Annotated in this window: 13 protein-coding genes and 1 pseudogene; all 14 read left to right on the top strand. The window is 68.1% G+C overall.

The features are described 5' to 3' along the window. A pseudogene (locus RTM68_RS12460) lies at positions 1-327 on the top strand (hypothetical protein); the annotation flags it as partial. 37 nt (positions 328-364) lie between these two features. After that, positions 365-2,152 (top strand): penicillin-binding protein 2, encoded by a 1,788-nt coding sequence (locus RTM68_RS12455; protein ID WP_312171345.1) that lies wholly within the window; start codon positions 365-367, stop codon positions 2,150-2,152. Positions 2,153-2,178: 26 nt separating this feature from the next. Continuing rightward, positions 2,179-3,591 carry a UDP-N-acetylmuramoyl-tripeptide--D-alanyl-D-alanine ligase gene (murF, locus tag RTM68_RS12450; protein WP_312171341.1) on the top strand — a complete coding sequence of 471 codons (1,413 nt, stop codon included), beginning with the start codon at positions 2,179-2,181 and terminating at the stop codon, positions 3,589-3,591. Continuing rightward, positions 3,588-4,700: a phospho-N-acetylmuramoyl-pentapeptide-transferase gene (gene mraY / locus RTM68_RS12445; RefSeq protein ID WP_312171338.1), complete on the top strand. Its 1,113-nt coding sequence runs from the start codon at positions 3,588-3,590 to the stop codon at positions 4,698-4,700. The genes murF and mraY overlap by 4 nt, the downstream gene beginning before the upstream one ends. Further along, a complete protein-coding gene (murD, locus tag RTM68_RS12440; protein ID WP_312171336.1) occupies positions 4,690-6,246 on the top strand; it encodes a UDP-N-acetylmuramoyl-L-alanine--D-glutamate ligase in 1,557 nt (518 codons plus the stop codon). Before mraY ends, murD begins: the two co-directional genes overlap by 11 nt. Further along, on the top strand, positions 6,215-7,486 hold the full coding sequence (gene ftsW, locus RTM68_RS12435) for a putative lipid II flippase FtsW (RefSeq protein WP_312171334.1): 1,272 nt from the start codon (positions 6,215-6,217) through the stop codon (positions 7,484-7,486). The genes murD and ftsW overlap by 32 nt, the downstream gene beginning before the upstream one ends. Then, on the top strand, positions 7,483-8,511 hold the full coding sequence (locus RTM68_RS12430; protein ID WP_312171332.1) for a UDP-N-acetylglucosamine--N-acetylmuramyl-(pentapeptide) pyrophosphoryl-undecaprenol N-acetylglucosamine transferase: 1,029 nt from the start codon (positions 7,483-7,485) through the stop codon (positions 8,509-8,511). Before ftsW ends, RTM68_RS12430 begins: the two co-directional genes overlap by 4 nt. Before the next feature lie 75 nt (positions 8,512-8,586). Continuing rightward, positions 8,587-9,984 (top strand): UDP-N-acetylmuramate--L-alanine ligase, encoded by a 1,398-nt coding sequence (gene murC, locus RTM68_RS12425; protein ID WP_312171330.1) that lies wholly within the window; start codon positions 8,587-8,589, stop codon positions 9,982-9,984. Positions 9,985-9,987: 3 nt separating this feature from the next. Continuing rightward, entirely contained in the window at positions 9,988-10,923 is a 936-nt protein-coding gene (locus RTM68_RS12420) for an FtsQ-type POTRA domain-containing protein (RefSeq protein ID WP_312171329.1), read from the top strand. A 180-nt stretch (positions 10,924-11,103) separates the two neighbouring features. Then, positions 11,104-12,255 (top strand): cell division protein FtsZ, encoded by a 1,152-nt coding sequence (gene ftsZ / locus RTM68_RS12415; protein WP_312171326.1) that lies wholly within the window; start codon positions 11,104-11,106, stop codon positions 12,253-12,255. Next, the gene (locus tag RTM68_RS12410) at positions 12,252-12,935 is read left to right on the top strand and encodes a YggS family pyridoxal phosphate-dependent enzyme (protein ID WP_312171323.1); all 684 of its coding nucleotides are present in this window, start codon (positions 12,252-12,254) and stop codon (positions 12,933-12,935) included. Before ftsZ ends, RTM68_RS12410 begins: the two co-directional genes overlap by 4 nt. 43 nt (positions 12,936-12,978) lie before the next feature. Continuing rightward, the gene (locus RTM68_RS12405) at positions 12,979-13,455 is read left to right on the top strand and encodes a cell division protein SepF (protein WP_312171322.1); all 477 of its coding nucleotides are present in this window, start codon (positions 12,979-12,981) and stop codon (positions 13,453-13,455) included. Positions 13,456-13,458: 3 nt separating this feature from the next. Continuing rightward, a complete protein-coding gene (locus RTM68_RS12400; protein WP_194763434.1) occupies positions 13,459-13,755 on the top strand; it encodes a YggT family protein in 297 nt (98 codons plus the stop codon). A gap of 154 nt (positions 13,756-13,909) precedes the next feature. Continuing rightward, the coding region (locus RTM68_RS12395) for a DivIVA domain-containing protein (RefSeq protein ID WP_312171348.1) at positions 13,910-14,015 on the top strand (106 nt) is incomplete at its 3' end.

Here is a 14,015-nt window from a genome sequence, read left to right as displayed (position 1 = left end):
ACGGATGCTCTTCAGGAGGATCTGACGGGGATGAGCTCGCCGCAGTCGCTCGCCACCAGCGCGGCGGGACTCGGGATGATCGTCGCCGGATCGCCCTCCTATCTCCGACTCAGCGACGGCGCCGTGTTCGGCGCCGTCACCGGTGCGGGGGGAGTGTCGACGATCAACCCCAACGGTGCCGGGGCGGTGAGCAACGCCCTGCTGCAGAACCCGGTGGTCGCTCCGACCACGGGCGATGACGGCGACGCGGCGGACGCCGCGCTCCCGCCCGCGCAGGAGCTGCCGCCCGCCATCACCGACGGACTTCCGAGCCCGACGACCCGCTGACACATCCACGACCATCACGAACTGACGGAGACAGTCCATGACGACACGAGCAACCCGGAGCCCCCGGCGACGCACGGTCGTCGCGCTGGCAGTGATCCTCGCGATCCTCGCCGCGTTCGTCGTGCGTCTGATCGACATCCAGGTCGTCAAGGCCGATGAGCACGTCAGCGAATCGCTCAAGTACATCTCGGTGGGGACCCCCCTTCCGGGGCAGCGCGGATCGATCGTCGACGCCGGTGGGACCGTTCTCGCCGAGAGCGTCACCGTCTACGACTGGAGCATCGACCCGCAGGTGGTCTTCCTCCTCGAGGACGACGAGAAGAACCCGCCCGAGATCCCCTGGGCCGAGGCCGCGCAGCGTATCGCAGGGATCACCGGTCTCGACCCGGAGACCCTGCGCACCGAGGTCGAGTCCCAGCATGCCGCCGATCCCGATTCGCGCTGGTATCAGGTCAAGAAGGGGCTCAGCACCGAGCAGCACATCGAGCTCAAGGACCTCAAGGCGCAGGGGCTGCCCTACATGCACTTCACCGCGCGGGAGACGCGCGTGTACCCGAACGGTGCCGTCGCCGGCAACGTGATCGGCTACCTGGACGGCGAGGGGGAGGCGCAGGCGGGCATCGAGAAGATGGACAGCCAGTGCCTGGCCCCCACCGACGGCGAGGAGAGCTACCGCACGGGCAAGGACGGCGTGATCATCCCGGGCAGCGAGACCCGGGTCGACGCGATCGACGGCGGCGCCGTGCAGCTGACGATCAACAGCGACCTGCAGTGGTACATGCAGCAGATGATCGCGGAAGAGGCCCAGGCGCAGGGCGCCAAGGGCGGCACCGTGACCGTCGTCGAGGTGAAGACCGGCAAGATCCGTGCGGCCGCGGAGTGGCCGACCATGGATCCCAACGACCTCGACGCCTCAGGCTCCGAGACATGGGGAAGCATGCTGTTCTCCCGCACCTTCGAGCCGGGGTCGACGTTCAAGGCCGTCACGGCCGCTGCCGTGATGGAGAACGCCGGCGTGACGATGTCCAGCCCGACCGTGACCGCCGCATCGCACGAGAAGTTCGAGAACGGCGCCGTCATCAACGACGCGTTCGTGCACCCGGCCTTCCAGTACACCCTGGCGGGCGCGCTGATCGACTCGTCCAACGTGGCTCTGTCGAAGTTCGGCACGATGGTGAGCCCCGACGTGCGCTACGACTACCTGCAGCGTTTCGGGGTCGGCCAGACGACAGTCGGCTTCCCGAACGAGCAGGGCGGCGAACTGCACCCGACCGCCGACTGGGACAACCAGTCGCTGTACACCACGACTTTCGGTCAGTACTTCACCGTCACGGCTCCTCAGGTGGCCGGCGCGTATCAGGCCATCGCGAACGGCGGCGAGAAGATCGACCTCTCTCTCATCGAGTCGTGCACGGCCGCCGACGGCACCGTCGTGACGCCTGAGGCTCCGGAGCGCAACCAGATCATCGCGCCGCAGACGGCCGCCGACCTCACGCGGATGCTCGAGAACGTCGCTGTGCAGGGCGGCAACGCCGAGCGCATCGAGGTCCCGGGCTATCGCGTCACCAGCAAGACCGGTACTGCGCAGGTGCCGGACGGCAACGGCGGGTACAAGCAGGGCATCTACTACACCAGCATGGTGGGCTTCGCGCCGGTCGACGACCCGCAGTACGTCGTCGTGGTGACACTCGACGAGCCGACTAGAATTACATCGTCTGCTGCTACCGCCCCGGCCTTCCAGAAGGCGATGACCCAGACCATGAAGACCTATCGCGTGATGCCATCCTCCACTCCGATGGACGCGCTGCTTCCCAAGTTCGAATAGTCGGCGCTTCCGCGCCTGGAGACGTCATGATCGCCCTGTCGCTTGCTGAGATCGCCGCCGTCCTCGGGGGTGAACTCAGGCTCGCCGGACCCGCCACCGCGGAGACCGTCGTCGACGGTGTCGTGGACACCGACTCGCGGAAGATGGCGCCGGGGTCGATCTTCGTCGCCAAGCCGGGCGCGGAGACCGACGGACATCGTTTCGTCGGTGCCGCGCTCGACGCGGGTGCGGCGCTCGCGATCGTCGAGCATCCGGTCGACGACGAGATCACACAGATCATCGTCCCCGATGCCGTCGCAGCCCTCGCCGATCTCGCCCGCGAGGTCGTCGCGCGCGTGCGCGCCGGCGGCGCGCTCAAGATCGTCGGCATCACGGGCTCGAACGGCAAGACGACGACCAAGAACTTCCTGGCCCGCATCCTCTCCGACGAGGGGGAGACGGTCTCTCCCATCGCCTCGTACAACAACGAGGTCGGTGCGCCCGTCACGATGCTCCGCGTCACCCACGGCACGCGTTTCCTCGTCAGCGAGTTCGGTGCGGACGCGCCGGGCAGCATCGCACGTCTCGCCGGACTCGTCGAGCCCGACGTCGCCGTCGTCCTCATGGTCGGCATGGCCCACGCCGGCGGGTTCGGAGGTATCGAGGCGACGGCGAAGGCCAAGTCCGAACTCGTATCCGCCGCGATCGCGAGCGGAACGGCCGTGCTCAACGTCGACGACCCCCGCGTCTCCGCGATGCGCGGGCTGGCCGAGTCCCGCGGCATGACCGTGGTCGGCTTCGGCCAGAGCGATGCCGCAGATGTGCGCGCTCGCGACCTCGAGGTCACCGCATCCGGAACGTCCTGCGTGATCGAGACCGGCGGAGAGCAGCTTCCCCTCCGGCTGTGCGTGCTCGGCGCTCACCATGTGAACAACGCCCTCGCCGCGATCGCGACGGCGGGCGTGCTCGGGGTGTCCGCCGCCGATGCCATCGCTCGCCTCGAGACCGTCGAGATCGCCGAGCGCTGGCGCATGCAGCCCCTGGGAAGCGACCGCGTACGCATCATCAACGACGCCTACAACGCGAGCCCCGACTCGATGGCGGCCGCTCTGCGCACCCTCGCCCAGATCACGGGCCCCGACGAGCGCACGGTCGCCGTGCTCGGCGCGATGAGCGAGCTGGGCGAGACCGCGGGCGAAGAACACGATCGCATCGGGCTGCTCGCGGTCCGACTCAACATCCAGCGCATCGTGGTGGTCGGGCCGGAGGCCCGCAGACTCTTCATCTCGGCGATCGGCGAGGGGTCCTGGGACAGCGAGGCCGTCTTCTTCCCCGACCAGGACGCGGCGTTCGAGTATCTCCGCGGCGAGCTCCGCGACGGCGATCGCGTGCTCGTGAAGTCCTCCAACTCCGTGGGCCTCCGGCATCTCGGCGATCGTCTGGGAGAATTGTTCTCGTGAGGTCACTCATCATGGCGGCGGCCATCTCGCTCGCCTTCACACTCTTCCTGACTCCCGTCTTCCTGCGGCTCTTCCGCAAGTGGGGCTGGGGGCAGGTCATCCGCACGCCCGAGGCGATCGAGAATCCGAGCCACGAGGCGAAGCGCGGAACCCCGACGATGGGCGGCGTGATCTTCATCGTCGGCACGATGGTCGGCTACTTCACCGGAGTCTTCGTCGGCGGAGGGACCCCCGCGCTCTCGGCGCTGCTGGTGATCTGGCTCATGGTGGGCTTCGGCGTGGTCGGCTTCATCGACGACTACATGAAGGTCCGCAGCCAGCGCAGTCTCGGGCTCTCCGGGTGGCGCAAGGTCATCGGCCAGCTGATCGTCATCATCCCGTTCGGGATCGTCGCGCTGAACTTCCCGAATCAGTTCGATCAGACGCCGGCGTCCGGATCCATCTCGCTGTTCCGCGACATCCCCTGGCTCAACCTGTTCGCCTTCACCGCGATCCTCGGCTGGGCCCTCTACCTGCTGTGGATCTCGGTGATCGGTGTCGCGACCTCGAACAGCGTGAACCTCACCGACGGTCTCGACGGCCTCGCGGCCGGTGCCGGTGTGCTCGTCGTCAGCGCCTACAGCCTGATCGCCTTCTGGCAGTTCAAGCAGTCCTGCGTCGGCGAGGGCGTCGACACGACGGCGATCACCGGATGCTACGAGGTGCGCGATCCGTTCAGCCTCGCGATCATCGCGGCATCCTTCGGCGCGAGCCTCATCGGATTCCTCTGGTGGAATGCACCGAAGGCCAAGGTCTTCATGGGCGACGTGGGCTCGATGGCCATCGGCGGCGTCATCACCGCGATGGCGATCCTGACCCGCACCGAGCTGCTCCTCTTCGTGATCGCCGGCGTCTTCGTGCTCGCCTCCGGGTCGGTCATCCTGCAGCGCGCCTACTTCAAGATCACACGCGGCAAGCGTCTGTTCCTGATGAGCCCCTTCCACCACCACCTCGAGATGCGCGGGTGGTCGGAGGTCACGATCGTCGTGCGCATGTGGATCATCGCCGGCCTGCTCGCCGTCTCTGCGGTCGGTCTGTTCTACGTCGAGTGGCTGACCCGTGTCGGCTGAGTCGACGTCGTCGGCCGCGTCGCGACTGTCGACGCTGACGAGCTGGAACGCGGACTGGTCCGGCCTGCGGGTCGCCGTGCTGGGGCTGTCGATGACGGGGTTCTCGGTCGCCGACACACTCACCGAACTCGGTGCCGACGTGCTGGTGCTCAGCGAGTCCGCCGAGGAGGAATACGCCCGGCTCCTTCCGGTGATCGGCGCACGTCTCGAGCTCGGCACGCTCCAGACCGTTCCCGCGGCACTGATCGATTTCGCGCCCGAGGTCGTCATCGCGTCTCCCGGTTTCTCGCCGTCGCATCCGGTGATCCGATGGGCGCAGGACGAAGGCATCGCGCTCTGGGGCGACGTCGAGCTCGCCTGGCGAGTCCGCGACAAGGTCGTCCGCCCCGACGGCACGCCCGCCGACTGGGTTCTCATCACGGGCACTAACGGCAAGACCACGACCACCCAGCTGACGGCTTCGCTGCTCGTCGCCGGCGGCCTTCGGGCGGCACCCTGCGGCAACATCGGCGTGCCGGTGCTCGACGCGGTCCGAGACCCCGCCGGTTTCGACGTCTTCGTGGTCGAGCTGTCCAGCCACCAGCTCTGGTACCTCGGCCTCTCGCGGCCCGAGGGAGAGCTGTCGCCGTACGCCTCGGTCTGCCTCAATCTCGCCGACGACCACCTGGTCTGGCACGGAAGCGCGGCTGCGTACCGTGACGCCAAGGCGCTGGTCTACCGCAACACCCGTGTCGCGTGCGTCTACAACAAGGCGGACGAGGCCACGCGTCGCATGGTCGAGGACGCCGAGGTGGTCGATGGTGCGCGTGCGATCGGCTTCGACCTCGGCACCCCGGGCCCCAGTGACCTCGGAGTCGTCGAGGGACTGCTCGTCGATCGGGCCTTCCTCGATGACCGCGCACGCAGCGCGCTCGAACTCACGACGGTCGCCGATCTGCAGGAGGCGGGTCTCGCCGCTCCGCACATCGTCCAGAACATCCTCGCGGCCAGTGCTCTCGCCCGGTCGCTCGGCATCGAACCCGAGGCGATCCGGTCGGCGCTGCAGGACTTCCGGCTCGACGCGCATCGCATCCAGGTCATCGCCCGCCACCGCGGCATCACCTGGATCGACGACTCCAAGGCCACCAACCCGCACGCGGCCGCCTCGTCTCTGCGTGCGTACCCCGGATCCGTCTGGGTCGTCGGCGGAGACCTCAAGGGTGTCGACATCGCGGATCTCGTCGCCACGGTCGGCACGACCGCGAGAGCCGCCGTCGTCATCGGGATCGAGCGTGGCGACGTCGTCGCGGCATTCGAGCGACACGCGCCGACGGTGCCGGTGTTCGAGGTGGATGCTGGCGAAACTGGACAGGTCATGAACCGTGTCGTGGAGATCGCGGCGGGGATCGTCGACGGTGAGGGAACAGTGCTCCTGGCTCCCGCCGCGGCATCCTTCGATCAGTTCTCCAGCTACGCGGATCGCGGACACCGTTTCGCCGAAGCGGTGCGGGACTGGATAGACCGGGGGAGCGCCGATGACGCAGATCGCACGCCCCCCTCGCTCTGAGTCCGAGGGCTCAGGTCGCGGCCTCGCCGCCAGGGTCTCGCTCGGGCGTCGGTTCACCCCCGTCTCCACCGAGTTCCTGATGATCGCCTCGGCGGCACTGATGCTGACGATCTTCGGACTCGTGATGGTGCTGTCCGCGACCAGTGCGACGGCCGTCTCGCGCGGAGAGAACCCGATGGACGGTGCTCTGCGTCAGGGCATCTTCGCGGTCCTCGGCATCCCGCTCATGTTCCTCATCTCGCGTGCGCCCATCACCTTCCTCAAGAGGATGGCGTGGCCGGCGCTGTTCGGAGCCATCGCGCTCCAGCTGCTCGTGTTCACCCCCCTCGGCATCGAGGACGGCGGTAACCGCAACTGGATCAAGATCGCCGGATTCACCCTCCAGCCCTCCGAGTTCCTGAAGCTGGCGCTGGCCGTCTGGATCGGCTACGTGCTCATGCGCAAGCGCACCATGCTCGGCACGTGGCATCAGGTGTTCATCCCCGTCGTGCCGGTCGGCGCCCTGGCGATCGGGACCGTGCTCGCCGGCAAGGACCTCGGCACCGCGATGGTTCTCGTGCTGGTCCTGCTGGGCTGCCTCTTCTTCTCGGGCGTGAAGCTCCGTCTCTTCATCCTCCCCGTTCTCCTCGGCATCGCGGCGGTCATCGCTCTGGCCGTGACGAGTCCCGACCGGATGCGTCGCATCACGGCCACGTGCTCGGACATGTCGGCCTACACCGGTGACTGCTATCAATCGATCCACGGCGTCTGGGGCATGGCCTCGGGCGGGATCTTCGGGGTGGGCCTCGGCAACTCCCAGGAGAAGTACGGGTGGCTTCCCGCTGCGGGCAACGACTTCATCTTCGCGATCGTGGGGGAGGAGCTCGGCCTGATCGGCTGCATCGTCGTGCTCGCCCTGTTCACCCTCTTCACGGTCGGCGCGTTCCATGTCATCCGCAAGACCGCCGATCCCTTCATCCGTGTCGCGGCCGGCGGCATCACGGTCTGGATCACCGGTCAGGCCGTGCTCAACATCGGCGTCGTGATCGGCGTCTTCCCGGTCATGGGCGTGCCTCTGCCGTTCATGTCGCAGGGCGGCACCGCGCTTCTCGCCGTCCTCATCGCATGCGGTGTCCTCCTGGCCTTCGCACGGACGCTTCCCGTGCCCGAGGCGCGGGCGGCCGCGCGCGCATCCTCGGCCGGGCGGGCGTCCTCGGCTGGGCGGGCGTCCTCGGCAGGGCGGGGTAAGGTCACACGGTGACCACGTACCTTCTCGCCGGCGGGGGATCCCGCGACCCGCAAGCGACGGTGCTGGTCCTCGGCACCGCCGAAGGGCTCGAGTCCCGTCTCGTTCCCGAGCGCGGCTACGAGCTGCTCATCGTCGACAAGGTGCCGTTCCCCCGTCGACCGAACGGCCAGGCCGCGGCGTTCCCCGGTCGCTTCCGCCGCGCGATCGCCCAGGTGCGCGATCACATCCGCGCACACGGCGTCGAGGTCGTGGTCGGCTTCGGAGGCTACGCCTCCGCCCCCGCATACATCGCCGCACGCCGGGAGGGCATCCCTTTCGTCGTGCACGAGGCGAACGCCAAGCCGGGACTCGCGAACGTCCTCGGCGCACGGCGTGCGGCAGCCACCGGTGTCGCCTTCGAGGGGACCAGGCTGAGGGGCGGAGAAGTCGTCGGGATGCCGCTGCGGCGTGAGGTCATCGAACTCGACCGGGCCGCCGTGCGAGATGAGGCGGCGGCCTACTTCGGTCTCGATCCCGCGCGTCCCGTGCTGCTGGTCTTCGGCGGGTCGCTGGGGGCTCAGCGGCTGAACGAGGCTCTGGCCGATTCGTGGGCCGATGTGCTCGCGGCCGACTGGCAGCTGCTGCATGTCACCGGGGAGCGGAGCGAGCTGGCGGATCCGGAGGTTCCCGGCTACGCACTGCGACGCTACGTCGATCGGATGGACCTGGCGTTCGCCGTCGCCGACCTGATCGTCTCGCGTTCGGGGGCCGCGACCGTCAGCGAGATCAGCGCGCTGGGGCTGCCCGCCCTCTACGTGCCCTACTCGGTCGGCAACGGCGAACAGCGTCTGAACGCGGCGTCCGCTGTCGCGGCGGGAGCGGCGAGGCTGCTCGACGACGCATCGTTCGACGGCGACGCGGTGCGTCGCCTCGTCATCCCGCTCCTGAAAGACCCGCAGCGCATCGCGTCCATGGCGGAGGCCGCCGAGAAGGTCGGCACCCGCACGGGTACCGACAACGTCATCGCCCTCGTCGATCGCGCTCTCGCGTCATCCTGACGCGTCATCCCGACACCGTCGTCGACCTCATCTCCACGACGAAACGTCCCCAGCGAAAAGTAGACTGAACCCGACATGATCAGACCTGACCTCTCCCTTCCGATCCCCGAGTCGATCACCGCCGCGCACTTCATCGGAATCGGCGGATCCGGCATGAGCGGGCTCGCGAAGATGTTCCTCGACGCGGGGATCCGCGTCTCCGGAAGCGACCGCGCCGACAGCGACAACCTCCGTGCTCTCGCCGCCGCCGGTGCCACCGTGCACGTCGGTCACGACGCCGCCCACCTGGGCGATGCCGACACAGTCGTCCACACGGGTGCCATCTGGCCGGAGAATCCCGAGTTCCTCCTCGCCAAGGAACGTGGTCTGCACGTCATCCACCGTTCGCAGGCGCTGCACTGGCTGATCGGGTCGCGTCGCCTGGTGTCGGTCGCCGGTGCGCACGGCAAGACGACCTCGACCGGGATGATCGTCACCGCGCTGCAGGCGCTGGATGCGGATCCGAACTTCGTCAACGGCGGCGTGATCGAGCAGCTGGGTGTGTCGAGTGCCACCGGTACCGGCGACCTCTTCGTGATCGAGGCCGACGAGTCCGACGGCACCTTCCTGCTCTATGACACGGCTGTCGCTCTGATCACGAACGTCGACCCCGACCACCTCGATCACTACGGGTCCGATGAGGCTTTCCACGACGCGTTCGTGCGATTCGCCGATGCGGCATCCGAGGCCGTCGTGATCTCCAGTGACGACCCGGGCGCGCTGCGCGTCGGTGCGGGGCTGTCCCACCCGAACGTGATCACCTTCGGACAGGCCGAGGGGGCGGACGTGCGTGTGACGGATGTCATCGCGGCAGGCCCCGTCGCCGCGACCGTCACCCGCGGCGACGAGAGCGTGCGACTGCAGCTCGCCGTGCCGGGCGTGCACAACGCGATCAACGCCGCGGGCGCCATCACCGTGCTCCTCTCGCTGGGGCACGGTCTCGAGGAGTCCGCGCGCGCCGTCGAGGGATTCGCGGGTACCGTGCGTCGCCTCGAGCAGCACGGCGTGGAACGCGGCGTCACGGTCTACGACGACTACTCCCACCACCCCACCGAGGTGCGCGCGGCGCTCGAAGCCATGCGCTCCATCGCCGGGGGCGGCCGCATCATCGCCATCCAGCAGCCGCACACCTACTCGCGCACGCAGCACATGTTCCAGGAGTTCGCCGATGTGCTCGAGGAGTTCGCCGATCACACCGTGATGCTCGATGTGTACGGCGCTCGTGAGGATCCGGTGCCCGGTGTCACGGGTGAGCTCGTCAGCGGGGCCTTCCGTGATCAGGACAACGTGCATTTCGTGGCCGACTGGCAGCAGGCTGCCGACTACACCGCCGCCGTCGCTCGAGAGGGTGACTTCGTGGTCACCCTGGGCTGCGGCAACGTGTACCAGATCATCCCGCAGGTGCTCGAGTCGCTGCGGTCCACCGAGGCGTAGTCGATGCGTCGCCCACCTCCGCCGCCGGTCGTGCCCGAGGGCGTCACCGGGGGAGAAGCCCGCGATGCCTCCCGCACGCGCGGGCGTGCGCGCGGACCGGCCGGTGACCCTGCGTCGGGTCGGATCGCGAACGGTGACGACGCCCCGAACCTCGATGACTCGGGGACGGATGCCGTCGATCGCCCGACGTCGAGCATGGACGTCTGGCGTGCCGCGCGGGCGAGGAGAAAGGCGCTGCGCGCCGAGATCCGCCGATTCACCCAGCGATCCCGCCGACGTCGCATCATCTGGCTGAGTGCGATCGGCGCAGTGGTGCTGCTCGTCGGCGGCAGCGCTGCGGCGGCCTACAGTCCTCTGTTCGCGGTCGAGCGGATCACGGTCGTCGGCGCCTCCACCCTCGACCCTGCGGCGGTGGAGGGCGCCCTCTCGGGGCAGGTCGGCACTCCACTCGCCCTGGTCGACGCGAGCGAGGTCAAGGCGGCTCTCCTGACCTTCCCACTGATCGAGACGTACTCTCTCGAAGCGAAGCCTCCGCACGACCTCACCGTGCGCATCGTCGAGCGCACGCCGGTGGGCGTGATCCGGTCGGATGCCGGCTACACACTCGTCGATGCGGCAGGCGTCGCGCTGTCGACGACCTCCGACCAGCCGGCGGGGCAGCCGCTGCTCGAGATCGAAGGCGGCACCGATTCGGACGCCTTCGAGAGCGCCGGCCTCGTCATCCGCTCGCTTCCCGCCGATGTGCGGGCGGGGCTCACGGGCGTGCGGGCGTCGACACGCGACGACGTCACGCTGACCGTGAGCTCGGGGCTCGTCGTCGTGTGGGGCAGCTCCGAGAACTCGCCTCTGAAGAGCGAGGCGCTCGCGAAGGCGCTCATCGCGAAGCCCGACGCCTCGTCGATCGACGTCACATCGCCGCACGCGGTCGTCATCGGCTGAGGTTTCGACGGCAAACGGGCGACACGCCCGTGTCGCTGCGTGCGCGCGCAGGCGCGGCGCTTACCTTCGAACAAGAGAAACCAATACCGGGAAATACTTTACACCTCTAGTTGAGGTTTAAGGTTCAACCCCACGGTTTCCCGCACACATACAACAGGCTCGATTATTCGGAGGCCGGCCATGAGCCAGAACCAGAACTACCTCGCCGTGATCAAGGTCGTCGGCGTCGGCGGTGGCGGCGTCAACGCCGTCAACCGCATGATCGAGCTCGGTCTCCGCGGAGTCGAGTTCATCGCTGTCAACACGGACGCCCAGGCGCTGCTCATGAGCGACGCCGACGTCAAGCTCGACGTCGGGCGCGAGCTCACCCGCGGCCTCGGCGCCGGCGCCGACCCCGAGGTGGGTCGCCGCGCGGCAGAGGATCACGCGGAGGAAATCGAGCAGGCGCTGACCGGCGCAGACATGGTCTTCGTCACCGCCGGAGAGGGTGGCGGCACGGGTACCGGTGGTGCACCTGTCGTGGCACGGATCGCCAAGTCGATCGGCGCGCTGACCATCGGCGTCGTGACCAAGCCGTTCTCGTTCGAGGGGCGTCGTCGCCAGAGTCAGGCCGAAGCCGGCGTCTCGAAGCTGAAGGAAGAGGTCGACACCCTCATCGTGGTGCCGAACGACCGTCTGCTCGAGATCAGCGACCGTGGCATCTCGATGATCGAGGCCTTCGCGACCGCCGACCAGGTGCTGCTCGCCGGTGTCCAGGGCATCACGGACCTCATCACGACGCCGGGTCTGATCAACCTCGACTTCGCCGACGTCAAGTCGGTCATGCAGGGCGCAGGCTCCGCGCTCATGGGCATCGGTTCCGCGCGCGGCGCCGATCGGGCGATCAAGGCCGCTGAGCTCGCGGTCGAGTCGCCGCTGCTCGAAGCCAGCATCGAGGGCGCGCACGGCGTGCTGCTCTCGATCCAGGGTGGCTCCAACCTCGGGATCTTCGAGATCCACGACGCCGCCGACCTCGTCAAGGAGGCCGCGCACCCCGAGGCGAACATCATCTTCGGTACGGTCATCGACGACACCCTCGGCGACGAGGTGCGCGTGACCGTGATCGCGGCCGGATTCGACAGCGGTGAGCCGACTCTCCGTCTCGACCCGATGGTCGTCAACCGGCCTGCGGCTGCGGCCACGCTGCCCGAGGTCGCTCTGCCGAGCGACGAGGAGACCGCACCGGCGGCCGAGAAGCGCGACCCGGAGCCCGTCCAGCAGCGCGCGACGCAGACGAGCATCGAGCCGGCCTTCGCCGACGACGACATCGACATCCCCGAATTCCTCAAGTGAGTGACCTGGCCGCGCGGCTGTCGGCGATCGATCTGCGCATCGCCGACGCCGCGCGTGCCGCGGGGCGTGATCCCGAGGATCTGACCAGGATCGTCGTCACCAAGTTCCACCCCGCCGCGCTCGTGACGGAGCTGCACGCTCTGGGCGTGCGCGACGTGGGGGAGAACCGCCAGCAGGAGCTGTCCGCGAAGCGCGACGAGCTCACGTCCCTCGACGACGTGCGCTGGCACTTCATCGGGCAGGCGCAGACCAACAAGGCCGCGGCGATCCGTCGCAGTGCAGAAGCGGTCCACTCGGTGGATCGCGAGCGGCTGGCGGATGCGCTGCACCGTGCGGCCGACAGCGACGACCTCCTGGACGTGCTCGTGCAGGTGAATCTCACGGATGACCAGGGCCGCGGCGGGGTCGCGCCCGGCGACGCGCGTCGACTCGCCGAGCACATCCTCGAGCTGACCTCGCTCCGACTGCGGGGGGTCATGGCGGTCGCCCCACTCGACGAAGAACCCGCGTCGGCGTTCGAGCGCCTGCGCGCGATCGCAGACGACGTCCGCACGGTCGACCCCGCCGCGGACTGGATCTCTGCGGGAATGACCGGTGACTTCGCCGAGGCGATCGCCGCCGGCGCGACACACCTGCGGATCGGCTCCGCAATCACAGGCCCCCGCCCCGACCGGGGTTAACCTGTGAACAGACCCGCCCGAAACGTTCGAACCGGAGGACACGATGGGTAACCCACTGAAGAAGACCATGGTGTATCTCGGCCTCGCAGACGAGGAAGAGGTCTACGAGGAGGAGACGCAGGCTCCGGCCCGCGCTCAGCAGCGTGACCGTGACCGAGACCGCGAAGAGCCGGCTCCGGCTCCCGTCACCCCGCTGCGTCGTCCCGTCGCCGTGCGTCAGCCCGCAGGAGGGGCAGTGAACGAGATCCTCACCGTGCACCCGAAGCAGTACCGCGATGCTCAGCTCATCGCCGAGAGCTTCCGTGAGGGCGTGCCGGTCATCATCAACCTGTCCCAGATGAGCGACGCCGACGCGCGTCGTCTGATCGACTTCGCGAGCGGTCTCTCGCTCGGCCTGTACGGCCGCATCGAGCGCGTCACCTCGAAGGTCTTCCTGCTGTCGCCGGAGAACATCGCGGTCTCCGGTCACGGGGGCATCGCACACGCAGACGCCGAGTCTGCGGGCTTCGACCACTCGTAACCCGTGGGGGTCGTCTCCGTCATCGCGAGCATCATCCACCTGATGCTCCTGGTGTATCTTCTGGTGCTGTTCGCGCGGCTCATCCTCGACTACATCCCGATGTTCAATCGGGAATGGCGTCCCAAGGGTGCAGGGCTCGTCGCCGCTGAGGTGGTCTACACGATCACCGATCCGCCGGTCCGGTTCTTCCGTCGGATCATCCCGCCGTTGCGCATCGGTTCGATCTCCCTCGATTTCGGGTTCTCCATCACGATCCTCATCGTGCTGATCCTCATGAACATCGTCGGCATCTTCTTCTGACATCGCTGTGACTTCGGCGCGCTCGAGTGTCGCGCCGTCGCAACGATCAGACTCGGGGACTATGCTTGGCTCCCAGGTGCGCGCCCCGGGTTCGCGCCACATCTCGACCACGCCATTCTCGAAACTGGCAACCGAACTCATCGAAGGAGCCACCATGGCACTTACCCCGGATGACGTCGTCACCAAGCAGTTCCAGCACGTCCGCTTCAAGGACGGCTTCGACCCCGACGAGGTCGACGACTTCCTCGACGAGATCGTCA

The sequence above is a fragment of the Microbacterium sp. genome, assembly GCF_031988965.1.
In the GTDB taxonomy this organism is placed as follows: Bacteria; Actinomycetota; Actinomycetes; order Actinomycetales; family Microbacteriaceae; genus Microbacterium.
The sequence above is the reverse complement of the archived record's forward strand: the minus strand, read 5'-3'. Positions and strand labels throughout refer to the sequence as shown.

Excerpts from the sequence above, each read along its gene's own strand:
- RTM68_RS12455 (WP_312171345.1), top strand. The coding sequence starts at position 365 with ATGACGACACGAGCAACCCGGAGCCCCCGGCGACGCACGGTCGTCGCG.
- murF (WP_312171341.1), top strand. The coding sequence starts at position 2,179 with ATGATCGCCCTGTCGCTTGCTGAGATCGCCGCCGTCCTCGGGGGTGAA.
- ftsW (WP_312171334.1), top strand. The coding sequence starts at position 6,215 with ATGACGCAGATCGCACGCCCCCCTCGCTCTGAGTCCGAGGGCTCAGGT.
- murC (WP_312171330.1), top strand. The coding sequence starts at position 8,587 with ATGATCAGACCTGACCTCTCCCTTCCGATCCCCGAGTCGATCACCGCC.
- RTM68_RS12420 (WP_312171329.1), top strand. The coding sequence starts at position 9,988 with ATGCGTCGCCCACCTCCGCCGCCGGTCGTGCCCGAGGGCGTCACCGGG.
- ftsZ (WP_312171326.1), top strand. The coding sequence starts at position 11,104 with ATGAGCCAGAACCAGAACTACCTCGCCGTGATCAAGGTCGTCGGCGTC.
- RTM68_RS12405 (WP_312171322.1), top strand. The coding sequence starts at position 12,979 with ATGGGTAACCCACTGAAGAAGACCATGGTGTATCTCGGCCTCGCAGAC.